Raw genomic sequence first — 10,311 nt, forward strand, 5'->3', positions numbered from 1 at the left:
GCGGCGGGGCTGAGCGGCTTGGGCTCCGGAACGGCGCCGACCGCGACGGGGGGCTGATCCGCAGCGACCGCCCCGGTCGTGATGCCGCTCGTCCCCGCCGCCCACGCCGCGACGGCCGAGCGTCCGGTCAGCGCACTCAGCAGCTGCGGGACGGAGCCGTACGCCAGCGCGGGCAGTGTCTGCGCGCCCACCTCGACGACGAATGCCCACGCGGCCATCACGAAGGGAGACCAGAGTGCGATCCCGATACCCACGCTGACAGCTGCACCGCGAGCGCCCGCGCTCACGCCCAGGCCGAAGAACACGGTTCCGATCACGAACCAGCCCAGCAGCACCACCAGTGGAAGCCGCCAGGTGGAGGCCCAGTCGATGCCGTTGCGGCGGGGGCGGCGGATGCCGATCCACAGCGCCACGAAGGTGCTCAGCAGCACGGCCGCCAGCACGGCGATCCACAGCAGCGGCTCATCCGCATTGAAGACTGCGAACGTGCTGTCGGAGCCGGGAACGGTCCCGGCGAGCCCGCCGAGGTGACCGAACACCGCGGCGAGAGGGGCGATGTTCAGCAGCCCCAGCAGGCCGAGGGCGATCGAGCCGACGCCGAGGTTCTGCCACGAGCCGATCACGACGAAGACGGCGCCGAGCACTGCGAAGAGCGCCCCGCCGAACGCCGCGTAGGCGAGCGTCTCTTGAGCGATGCGGGGAAGACCGCGGAAGAGGCGGATGCCGGAGCGGAACCAGTTCTCGCCCGGGTGTGCGGCCGATCCCGCCCAGCGCCCGAGGTACGCCGCGATGCCGACCAGCACCAGCGAGAACAGCACGACGCGGTAACCGGCGCCGGTGACCAGCACGTGCACGCTGCTCTCATCGACGCGGATGGCGAAGACGAGCGTGAGGATCAGCAGCACCAGTCCGGTGGCGAGTCCGACGACGGCTGCGTAGACGGCGCGGTGCTGCCAGGTCGGGAGTCGGTGGGTGCGCCCCTGCCGGGCGCCCCACCAGAACACGGCCACCAACGCCGCGACGGTGAGGGTGAGCGGGAAGACCCAGATGGATGCGGAGCCGCCGATCGAGAACAGCCCCCCACCCGCATCCATGGTGCCGTTGATCTCGCCGCCGTAGACGAGGGCGGCGAGCGCGAACAGCAGACCCGCGAGGACGCCGAAGTCCACGTGGACGTCGTCGATCGACCCGATCGGTGTCGAGGGCAGGTCGGAGGCGCTGGAGAGCACCAGGAAGACGAGCAGGATCGCGCCGACGACCGCCGCTCCGACGGCGATGCCGACGTGCGAGAGGGCGCCGAGCAGCACGGGCTGCGTGAACGGCTTCAGCCAGGTGGATCCCTGCCTCGGAGGTGCCGGAGGCACGACGTCGGATGCCGATGCCGGGTCCTGTGCCGGAGGCACGACGGGCGGTGCGGGCTCCTCCGGCGGAGCCGGTGGCACCACGGCATCCGCTGCGTCTTCCGGGTTCTCCGGCTCGATTCCGTCCATGCGCGACTGATCGCTCATCGCTCCCCCTCTGAAGTCTGAGTGTTCCCTGTGTACCAGTTCCAGGGCCTTCTCCTCAAACTCCGGTGACGCCGGCCACGAGGCCCTGCGAGGCTCGATGTCGGACGCCTGCCGCATGATGGAGGGGTGAGCGATGTGCTCGAGCGATTCACCTCCGCGACCCAGGACTGGTTCCGCGGGGCGTTCGACGCGCCGACGGCCGCGCAGGTCGGGGCCTGGGAGGCGATCTCCGCGGGCCACAACGCGCTCGTGGTCGCACCGACCGGGTCGGGCAAGACGCTCTCCGCGTTCCTCTGGGCGATCGACAGCACGTTCCGCGAGCGGACAACAGGCAGTGCCCGGGAGCGAGTCGACCTTCGAGCCGAGGCCGAGCCGTCCGACGGTGCCCCGCGTACCCGCATCCTCTACATCTCCCCGCTGAAGGCGCTAGGCGTCGACGTCGAGCGCAACCTTCGCTCCCCGCTGATCGGCATCGGCCAGTCCGCCCGCAGGCTGGGCCTGTCGGTGCCCGAGGTCACGGTCGGGGTGCGCTCCGGCGACACTCCGGCGGGTGATCGCCGCAGGCTCGTCAGCGACCCGCCCGACATCCTCATCACCACTCCCGAGTCGCTGTACCTCATGCTCACCAGCCGCGCCGGCGAGACGCTGCGCGGCGTGCACACGGTGATCATCGATGAGGTGCACGCGGTGGCCGCCACCAAGCGCGGCGCGCACCTGGCGGTGAGCCTGGAACGGCTGGACGCCCTGCGAACGGCCCACGGCGCGAAGGGCCCCGCCCAGCGCATCGGCCTGTCCGCCACCGTGCGACCCATCGACGAGGTGGCGCGGTTCCTGGGCGGCTCCGCGCCGGTGGACATCGTCGCGCCCCGCGCCACGAAGACGTTCGAGCTGGGCGTGGTGGTGCCCATCGACGACATGCGCAACCCTCCCCCGCCGCCCGGCACCCCGGCCCCCACCGAGGCGGCGGATGCGGAATATACGGAGGTCACGGGATCGGTCTGGCCGCACGTCGAAGAGGCCATCGTCGACAGGGTGCTCGAGAACCGCTCGACCATCGTGTTCGCCAACTCCCGGCGCCTGGCCGAGCGGCTCACCGGCAGGCTCAACGAGATCTACGAGGCTCGGTTGGCGATCATGCGCGGTGAGCCCGAGACCTCGGCGCCCGGCAGCGAGCCCGTGCTGGCCAAAGCCCACCACGGGTCGGTGTCGAAGGAGCAGCGCGCCATCGTCGAGGAGGAGCTGAAGTCCGGCATCCTGCGCTGCGTGGTCGCGACCAGCAGCCTGGAGCTGGGCATCGACATGGGCGCCGTGGACCTGGTGATCCAGGTCGAGGCGCCGCCGTCGGCGGCATCCGGCCTGCAGCGCGTCGGCCGCGCCGGGCACCAGGTCGGCGAGATCAGCCGCGCATCCCTCTTCCCCAAGCATCGCGGCGACGTGCTGCACACGGCGATCGTCACCGAGCGGATGCTGAAGGGGCAGATCGAGGCGATCGCCGTGCCGCGCAACCCGCTGGACATCCTCGCCCAGCAGACCGTCGCGGCCTGCGCTCTGGACCCGCTGTCTGTCGAGGAATGGTACGAGACCGTGCGGCGCAGCGCTCCGTTCCAGACCCTGCCGCGCTCGGCGTACGAGGCCACGCTGGATCTGCTGGCAGGCAAGTACCCGTCCGACGAGTTCGCCGAGCTGAGGCCGCGGGTGGTGTGGGATCGGGATGCCGGCACCCTGACCGGCAGGCCGGGTGCGCAGCGCATCGCGGTGACCAGCGGCGGCACCATCCCCGACCGGGGGCTGTTCGGCGTGTTCGTCGCCGGTGACGGCCCCGGCCGCCGCGTGGGCGAGCTCGACGAGGAGATGGTCTACGAGTCGCGCGTGGGCGACGTGTTCACGCTGGGCACCACCAGCTGGCGCATCGCCGAGATCACGCACGACCGCGTGAACGTGCTGCCCGCCTACGGTCAGCCCGGCAAGGTGCCGTTCTGGCACGGCGACGGCATCGGCCGCCCGTTCGAGCTGGGCGAGGCGCTGGGCAGGTTCTCGCGCGAGGTGTCCACGGCCGCGCCCGCCCAGGCGCAGCAGCGCCTGATCGACGCGGGTCTGGACGAGAAGGCCCGCGACAATCTGCTGGGCTACCTGACCGAGCAGCGCGAGGCCACCGGCACCCTGCCCACCGATCGCACGCTCACCGTCGAGCGCGGCCACGACGAGGTCGGCGACTGGCGCCTGATCCTGCATTCCCCGTACGGCATGAAGGTGCACGCGCCGTGGGCGCTGGCTCTGAATGCCCGCGTGCGCGAGCGGCTGGGCGTGGAGGGGTCGGCGGTCGCCAGCGACGACGGCATCATCGTGCGCATCCCGGACGCCGACGCGGAGCCGCCCGGGGCGGACCTGTTCGTGTTCGACGCCGACGAGCTCGAGCAGATCGTCACGGCCGAGGTGGGCGGCTCGGCGCTGTTCGCCTCCCGGTTCCGGGAGTGCGCTGCGCGGGCGCTGCTCATGCCCCGGATGAATCCCAACAAGCGCACGCCGCTGTGGCAGCAGCGTCAGCGGTCGGCGCAGCTGCTGGAGGTCGCCCGCCGGCATCCGACCTTCCCGGTGACCCTGGAGACGCTGCGCGAGGTGCTGCAGGATGTCTACGACCTGCCGTCGCTGCGCCGACTGATCACCGACATCTCCGAGCGCCGCATCCGCCTGGTCGAGACCGAGCCCGCACAGCCCTCGCCCTACGCCCGCGACCTGCTGTTCGGCTACGTCGGCGCGTTCATGTACGAGGGCGACTCTCCGCTGGCCGAACGCCGCGCGGCTGCCCTGTCGGTGGATCCGGCGCTGCTGGGCGAACTGCTGGGCACCGTCGAGATGCGGGAGCTGCTGGACCCCGACGTCATCGCGCAGTTCGAGCAGGAGGCGCAGCGACTCGATCCGCAGCGCCGCGCACGTGGGCTGGAGGGCGTCGCCGATCTGCTGCGGATGCTGGGGCCGATGGATGCCGCGGAAGTCGCGGCACGACTCACCGCCGCCTCCCCGCTCGCTGAGCGAGCGGAGCGAGACGAAGCGCCTCCCGCCGCCTCAGCAACTCCGCACGAGGCATCCGTCCACCTCGCGGAGCTCGTCGCCGCCCGCCGCGCGATCCCCGTGACGATCGCCGGGCGGGCCCGCTTCGCGGTGATCGAGGATGCCGGGCGGTTGCGCGATGCCCTCGGTGCGGCGCTGCCCACCGGCATCCCGGTCGCCTTCCTCGAGCCCGTCGCCGACCCGCTCGGTGATCTCGTCTCCCGCCACGCGCGCACGCACGGCCCGTTCACGACGGGTGCCGTGGCCGCCCGCTTCGGGATCGGCCCGGCGGTCGCCCGGCACACGCTGCAGCGGCTGGAGTCCGCCGGGCGCCTGACCAGCGGGTTCTTCCTGCCTGCCTCCGGCGCGGATCCGTCCGGAGCGCAGGAGTGGTGCGACGCCGAGGTGCTGCGCAGACTGCGGATGCGGTCGCTGGCGGCCATCCGCGGCAGCGTTGAGCCCGTCAGCCCCGGCGCCTACGCCCGGTTCCTGCCGGACTGGCAGCATCTGACCCGCCCGCTGGAGGGCGTCGACGGCGTGCTGAGCGTGATAGAGCAGTTCGCCGGGGTGCCGATCCCCGCCAGCGCGTGGGAGTCGCTCGTGCTGCCCAGCCGTGTGCGCGACTACACGCCTGCGCTGCTGGACGAGCTGACCGCGGCCGGCGAGGTGGTGTGGGCCGGCCACGGCGCACTGCCGGGCCGCGACGGCTGGGTGTCGCTGCATCCGGCAGAACTCGCGCCGTTCACCCTGCCGATCCCGGAGGATGCGCCCGCGCCCGGGTCGCTCGAGGAGCGGATCCTCGACGTGCTGCGGCTCAGCGGCGCCTCCTTCGCCGGGGCGGTGAAGACCATGACCGCTGCCGAGAACGAGCAGTCCGTCCTCGACGCACTGTGGACGCTGACCTGGCAGGGGCATGTCACGAACGATACGTTCTCGCCGGTGCGGGCCCTGCTGGCCGGAGGTTCGCAGGCGCACAAGACAGCTCGCCGCGCGCCGCGCACGCGCACGTACCGCGGCATCTCGCTGGCGCGATCGACGTCCCGCCCGCACACGGCGGGGCTGGGTGGTCGGTGGGCTGTGCTGCCGGAGACCGATCCGGATGCCGCGCGACGTGCGACCGTGACCGCGGGGCTGCTGCTGGACAGGTACGGCGTCGTCACCCGAGGAGCCGTGCAGGCGGAGGGTGTGCCGGGCGGCTTCGCCCAGGCGTACCGGGTGCTGGCCGGCTTCGAAGAGGCCGGGCACTGCCGCCGCGGGTACGTGATCGAGAAGCTCGGCGCGGCGCAGTTCGCGGCATCCACCACGGTCGACCGACTGCGCACCTTCTCGGGTCTCGCCGACCCTCCCCCGCGCAATGCGGTGACGCTCGCGGCGACCGACCCGGCCAACCCCTACGGTGCAGCGCTGGCCTGGCCGCGCCTCGAGGAGGTCTCGCACCGACCGGGCCGCAAGGCCGGCGGGCTGGTCGTGCTCGTCGACGGCGCGCTCGTGCTGTACCTGGAGCGCGGCGGCCGCACGGTGCTGGCATTCGATGACGACTCCGAGGTGCTGCGCGCCGCGGCATCCGACCTGGTCGCCACGTCCCGAGCCAGGCGGCTGGAGACGCTCACGGTCGAGAAGATCAACGGCTCAGGCGTCTACGGCACCCCGTTCGCGCTGGCCCTGCAGGATGCAGGCTTCGTGCCGACGCCCCGCGGCTACGCGCTGCGCAAGGCCGTGTGAACCCGCCCGACGTCGGAGGCGTGCCCTAGTCTGGCCAGGTGATCAGCGAGTTCCTCACCGGCGTCCGGTACCTGGGGCGCGGCTTCGGGTACTGGAGGCGGATGCCGCGGCTCATGCTGCTCGGGCTGCTGCCCGGCCTGATCGCGCTGGCGCTGCTGACGGCAGCCATCGTCCCGCTGCTGATCTGGCTCGGGGCCATCACCGACGTGATCACTCCGTTCGCGGATTCCTGGGATCCGTTCTGGCGCAGCGCGCTCCGCATCGCGCTCGGCGTCGTGATCACGGTCGCAGCGCTCATGCTGGCGAGCGTGGTGTTCACTGCTCTCACGCTGCTGATCGGCGACCCGTTCTACCAGCGCATCTGGCGGGCCGTCGAGAAAGATCTGGGCGGAGATGTCCCAGCCGGGGACGGCGGCCTGCGCGTGGCGCTGGGTGAGAGCATCCGCCTGGTTCTGCTGGGCATCCTCGTCGCGCTCCTCGCACTGGTCGTCGGCGTCATCCCCCTGGTGGGCGCCGCGCTGGCCACGGTCATCGGCGTGCTGCTCACCGGACGGCTCCTGGCTCGCGAACTCACCGGCCGCGCACTGAATGCGCGCGACATCGACAGCCGCACGCGTTCGCGGATGCTCGCGTCGCGAAGGAGTCGGATGCTGGGCTTCGGCGTCGCGGCGCAGCTGTGCTTCATGGTGCCGCTGGGCGCCGTGATCATCATGCCGACCGCCGTCGCAGGCTCCACGCTGCTGGCCCGCGACCTTCTCGAGCACCGGGTCGCGCATGCCTGAGGGCGACACGGTCTTCCAGACCGCACGGCGTCTGGATCAGGCACTGCACGGCAAGACCGTGACTCGCTTCGACCTGCGCGTGCCACAGGCCGCCACCGTCGATCTGACCGGCGACACCGTGCGCGAGGTGGTGCCGCGGGGCAAGCACATCCTCATGCGCATCGGCGAGCGCACGCTGCATTCTCATCTGCGCATGGACGGCTCGTGGCGCCTGTACCGTCCGGGCGAGAAGTGGCGGCATCCGGCGTTCAAGACGCGCGCGATCGTCGGCACCGAGCTCCGCGAGGCGGTCGGCGTCGACATCGCGGAGATCAAGATCGTCGCCGCCCGCGACGAGCACGAGCTGGTCGGCCATCTCGGCCCGGATCCGCTCTCCGACGAGTGGGATCCCGCCGAGGCAGTGCGGCGCCTGGGCGCCGACGCCCGCAGCATCCACGTCGCCCTGCTCGATCAGCGCAACGTCGCCGGCTTCGGCAACGAATACGCCGCCGAGCTGCTGTTCCTGCGCGGAGTCCTGCCGACCACGCCCACTTCGAAGGTCGACGCGGCAGCCCTCATCGAGCTCGGTGCGCGCACGATCCGGGCCAATCGTGATCGCGTCGATCGCACCTTCACCGGAGATGCCCGACGCGGTTCCACGGACTGGGTGTACGGACGCGCGAACCGGCCCTGCAGGCGTTGCGGGACGCTCATCCGAACCGGTGCGCTGGGCGCGGACCCCACCCGCGAGCGAGTCACGTTCTGGTGTCCGAACTGCCAGCGGTGAGACAGGTAAGGCTGTCCTTTCCGACTGGGGAATGAAATCCCCCGTCCCCTCGTTGTAGCTATATCCGGAGGTCTCCGGGCACGGGAGGAATCGTGGGCAAGAACTACATCGACATCGAGGACGACCAGGGCTCCACGCTGCGTTATCGCAAGCACGCCAACGGTCGTGGCCTTGTCGCGCACGGCGCGAAGGTGAATCCCAAGGCGCTGATCGAAGCCGGGGCCTATGTCGAACCCGGGGCGAAGATCGGCGCCGGCGCGCGCATCGTCCGCGGTGCGTGGGTCGATTCGGATGCCGTGGTCGGCGAGAACGCCTATATCGACGCGCACGCGCACATCGGCCAGGGGGCCGTGATCGGCGATGGGGCTCACATCGGCGTCCGCACGGACATCGGACCGGGGGCGCGCATCGCCCGCGGCGCCCGCATCGGCGACGACGAGACCGTGGCCGCAGGACTGCGCATCGCCACCGACCCGAAGGGGCTCTGGCTGGCAGCCTGACCGGTCAGCGACGCGCGCGTCAGCGGTTGACTGCGGCGAGCGCGTAGTCGATCTCGCCCCGCACCCGCTGGGCGGCGATCGTGTGGTGCGCGCTGTTCGCCGCGATCGCGGGGATCGGGATCTGGATGCTGGGCAGCGCCACCCGCCGCGACGGTGTCACCGACTGGTTCGCCTCGCTCACGCCGGGCACGATCACCGCGCTGGTGCTGCTGCTGACCGGGCTCCTGGCGCTGGTCACGGGGCTGATCGGCCTGATCCGCCGCGCGCAACGGCGGCTGTCGGAGGATCGCTGAAGACACAGGACGGCGGTGGTCAGAGCACCTGAACCACCGCCGTTCCATGCGCGTGTCCCCATGCGCGCTCCGCGCCCCCGCGCGGAGATCTGTCAGCTGCGGCGCCGCAGCCAGCCGTATCCCTCGCCGGCCGCGAGAAGGGAGAGGGCGAGAGCCGCTCCCATCAGCCCGAAGTCGCGCAACGCGATGTCGAGGAAGCCGCCGACGCTGACCAGGCTCACGATGATGCCCAGCAGCCAGACAGCGACCACCACGGCGCCGAGGCGTGGTGCGAAGGCGACCAGCAGCCCGGCGATGATCTCCACCGCGCCGATGAGATACATCATGGTGTGCGCGTCGAGGCCGACCATCTCGTGCATCCACGGGGCCAGGTAGCGCTCCCAGTCCGGGGTGAGGACCCGGACGTACTTGTCGAGTCCGAAGAGGATCGGTGCGACGATGAAAAGCGTGCGCAGCAGCAGGAATGCGAGGTGGCTGTAGTTCCTCGTCACCGTTGAACGTGCCTCAGTCCGAGTGCTCATCTCCGAGCCATCCTTTCTAAAAGAAGTTACTATTGAACATAGAAGAATCCAGTTCTAAATGCAAGATTGTCTTCTTTTAGAAGGTTGACATGGACATCACCGCACAAGCTTCGAGCATCGGGAGCCTCGCCGACGACACGCGGCGCGCGCTGTACGAGCACGTCTCCGAGCAGACGGAGCCGATCAGCCGGGAGGAGGCGGCGACCGCCGTCGGGATCTCTCCGAACATGGCGCGCTTCCATCTGGACAAGCTCGTCGACGCGGGACTGCTGGAGACCGAGTTCCGCCGACTCTCCGGCCGCACCGGCCCAGGAGCCGGACGCCCGTCCAAGCTCTATCGGCGTGCTGCCACGACCATCGCCGTGTCGCTTCCCGAGCGCCGCTACGACCTCGTGGGCCATCTGCTGGCAGGAGCCATCGAACGCGCCGGCGACGGCACGTCCCTGAACGACGCGGTCGCGGAGGTCGCACGTGACGAGGGACACGAGATCGCAGCATCCGCTGCTGCCGAGACCGAGCCCGACGATCTGAGCCGCGTGGCAGCGGTGCTGGCCGCGCAGGGCTTCGAACCGCGCGAGCAGGACGGTGCGCTCACGCTGGCGAACTGCCCCTTCGATTCCCTGGCCCGCGAGCACACCGACCTGGTGTGCTCCGCCAACCTGTCGCTGATCGGCGGCATCCTCGAGGGCATGAACTGCCCGCACCTGCGCGCCAGCGGCGAGCCGCATGCCGGCCAGTGCTGCGTGGCCATCCGTCCCGCAGGCTGAGGCCCGCCGAGATCGGGCGTCTCCAGCATCCGACCTTCCGAGAACAGGAGGACAGCACCGCGACAGGAGGATCCGCGCGACTTCTTCCTGTTCTCGGTGGGTTGTCCTGTTCTCAGCCGCGCCGCACCCGGCGCGGATACGCTGAATCCCATGAAGAACGCCCGGCGCCGCCCCGCTCGTCCGCGCCCCGGCAAGCCGACACCGAAGAAGCAGACGCAGCAGAAACCGGTGCAGCGCAAGGCCGCGAAGGCCCCCGCGCCGCACCCGGCCCCGGAAGAACCGCGCGCTCTGCGCCTGGGACTCGTGCCAGGCACGACGCCCGGCCGGTGGATCGACACCTGGAAGGAGCGGATGCCGCACGTCGAGCTCGAACTCGTGCCGCTGAGCTTCGCCGGGCAGCGCGA

The 10,311-nt window shown here is 71.0% G+C and carries 7 protein-coding genes and 2 pseudogenes; 7 read left to right on the plus strand and 2 right to left on the minus strand.

The annotated features are described in order from the left end of the window. Nucleotides 1-1,508 (minus strand): annotated as a pseudogene (locus tag WA967_RS03680) (hypothetical protein); the annotation flags it as partial. A 126-nt stretch (nucleotides 1,509-1,634) separates the two neighbouring features. Here WA967_RS03680 and WA967_RS03685 point away from each other — a divergent pair. The 5 genes from WA967_RS03685 to WA967_RS03705 all read left to right on the plus strand — a co-directional run bounded on the left by WA967_RS03685 (nucleotide 1,635) and on the right by WA967_RS03705 (nucleotide 8,619). Further along, complete coding sequence (locus WA967_RS03685) at nucleotides 1,635-6,278, plus strand: ATP-dependent helicase (RefSeq protein ID WP_424419546.1); 4,644 nt, start codon at nucleotides 1,635-1,637, stop codon at nucleotides 6,276-6,278. 38 nt (nucleotides 6,279-6,316) lie between these two features. Next, nucleotides 6,317-7,060: an EI24 domain-containing protein gene (locus WA967_RS03690; protein ID WP_424419547.1), complete on the plus strand. Its 744-nt coding sequence runs from the start codon at nucleotides 6,317-6,319 to the stop codon at nucleotides 7,058-7,060. After that, entirely contained in the window at nucleotides 7,053-7,826 is a 774-nt protein-coding gene (locus WA967_RS03695; protein ID WP_424419548.1) for a DNA-formamidopyrimidine glycosylase family protein, read from the plus strand. Before WA967_RS03690 ends, WA967_RS03695 begins: the two co-directional genes overlap by 8 nt. Before the next feature lie 92 nt (nucleotides 7,827-7,918). Continuing rightward, a complete protein-coding gene (locus tag WA967_RS03700; RefSeq protein WP_298865982.1) occupies nucleotides 7,919-8,326 on the plus strand; it encodes a transferase in 408 nt (135 codons plus the stop codon). Between the two features lie 80 nt (nucleotides 8,327-8,406). After that, nucleotides 8,407-8,619 carry a hypothetical protein gene (locus WA967_RS03705; protein WP_424419549.1) on the plus strand — a complete coding sequence of 71 codons (213 nt, stop codon included), beginning with the start codon at nucleotides 8,407-8,409 and terminating at the stop codon, nucleotides 8,617-8,619. 92 nt (nucleotides 8,620-8,711) lie between these two features. On the opposite strand, the gene WA967_RS03710 is transcribed toward WA967_RS03705, so the two are convergent. Beyond that, entirely contained in the window at nucleotides 8,712-9,140 is a 429-nt protein-coding gene (locus WA967_RS03710) for a hypothetical protein (protein WP_424419550.1), read from the minus strand. A gap of 89 nt (nucleotides 9,141-9,229) precedes the next feature. Between WA967_RS03710 and WA967_RS03715 the strand changes: the two genes are divergently transcribed. Both WA967_RS03715 and WA967_RS03720 read left to right on the plus strand, forming a co-directional pair. After that, entirely contained in the window at nucleotides 9,230-9,907 is a 678-nt protein-coding gene (locus WA967_RS03715; RefSeq protein ID WP_424419551.1) for a helix-turn-helix transcriptional regulator, read from the plus strand. A 150-nt stretch (nucleotides 9,908-10,057) separates the two neighbouring features. Further along, a pseudogene (locus WA967_RS03720) lies at nucleotides 10,058-10,311 on the plus strand (hypothetical protein); the annotation flags it as partial.

Origin of the sequence: Microbacterium sp. (genome assembly GCF_049650565.1) — a bacterium.
Classification (GTDB): domain Bacteria; phylum Actinomycetota; class Actinomycetes; order Actinomycetales; family Microbacteriaceae; genus Microbacterium.